This is a genomic window from Streptomyces zaehneri, from assembly GCF_032248645.1.
GTDB classification, from domain to species: domain Bacteria; phylum Actinomycetota; class Actinomycetes; order Streptomycetales; family Streptomycetaceae; genus Streptomyces; species Streptomyces coriariae.
This window is the reverse complement of record NZ_JASTTJ010000064.1, coordinates 1-1,416: the sequence shown is the minus strand read 5'-3', so window position 1 is coordinate 1,416 and position 1,416 is coordinate 1. Positions and strand designations below refer to the sequence as shown.

At 56.2% G+C, this 1,416-nt stretch carries 1 rRNA gene; it reads right to left on the bottom strand.

Annotation, left to right across the window (positions count from 1 at the left end):
* Nucleotides 1-22: 22 nt before the first annotated feature.
* Nucleotides 23-1,416: ribosomal RNA gene (locus QQM72_RS40645) — 23S ribosomal RNA — on the bottom strand; the annotation flags it as partial.

Here is a 1,416-nt window from a genome sequence, read left to right as displayed (position 1 = left end):
AACACAGTGGACGCGAGCAACTGAGGACAAGCCCTCGGCCTATTAGTACCAGTCAGCTTCACCCATTACTGGGCTTCCACATCCGGCCTATCAACCCAGTCGTCTACTGGGAGCCTTAACCCCTCAAGGGGGTGGGAATACTCATCTCGAAGCAGGCTTCCCGCTTAGATGCTTTCAGCGGTTATCCCTCCCGAACGTAGCCAACCAGCCATGCCCTTGGCAGAACAACTGGCACACCAGAGGTTCGTCCGTCCCGGTCCTCTCGTACTAGGGACAGCCCTTCTCAATATTCCTGCGCGCGCAGCGGATAGGGACCGAACTGTCTCACGACGTTCTAAACCCAGCTCGCGTACCGCTTTAATGGGCGAACAGCCCAACCCTTGGGACCGACTCCAGCCCCAGGATGCGACGAGCCGACATCGAGGTGCCAAACCATCCCGTCGATATGGACTCTTGGGGAAGATCAGCCTGTTATCCCCGGGGTACCTTTTATCCGTTGAGCGACGGCGCTTCCACAAGCCACCGCCGGATCACTAGTCCCGACTTTCGTCCCTGCTCGACCCGTCGGTCTCACAGTCAAGCTCCCTTGTGCACTTACACTCAACACCTGATTGCCAACCAGGCTGAGGGAACCTTTGGGCGCCTCCGTTACTCTTTAGGAGGCAACCGCCCCAGTTAAACTACCCATCAGACACTGTCCCTGATCCGGATCACGGACCCAGGTTAGACATCCAGCACGACCAGAGTGGTATTTCAACGACGACTCACCGTGAACTGGCGTCCACGTTTCAAAGTCTCCCACCTATCCTACACAAGCCGAACCGAACACCAATATCAAACTGTAGTAAAGGTCCCGGGGTCTTTCCGTCCTGCTGCGCGAAACGAGCATCTTTACTCGTAGTGCAATTTCACCGGGCCTATGGTTGAGACAGTCGAGAAGTCGTTACGCCATTCGTGCAGGTCGGAACTTACCCGACAAGGAATTTCGCTACCTTAGGATGGTTATAGTTACCACCGCCGTTTACTGGCGCTTAAGTTCTCAGCTTCGCCACCCCGAAGAGTGACTAACCGGTCCCCTTAACGTTCCAGCACCGGGCAGGCGTCAGTCCGTATACATCGCCTTACGGCTTCGCACGGACCTGTGTTTTTAGTAAACAGTCGCTTCTCGCTGGTCTCTGCGGCCACCCCCAGCTCGAGCAGCAAGTGCTCTCACCAGACGTGGCCCCCCTTCTCCCGAAGTTACGGGGGCATTTTGCCGAGTTCCTTAACCATAGTTCACCCGAACGCCTCGGTATTCTCTACCTGACCACCTGAGTCGGTTTAGGGTACGGGCCGCCATGAAACTCGCTAGAGGCTTTTCTCGACAGCATAGGATCATCCACTTCGCCACAATCGGCTCGGCATCAGGTCTCAGAC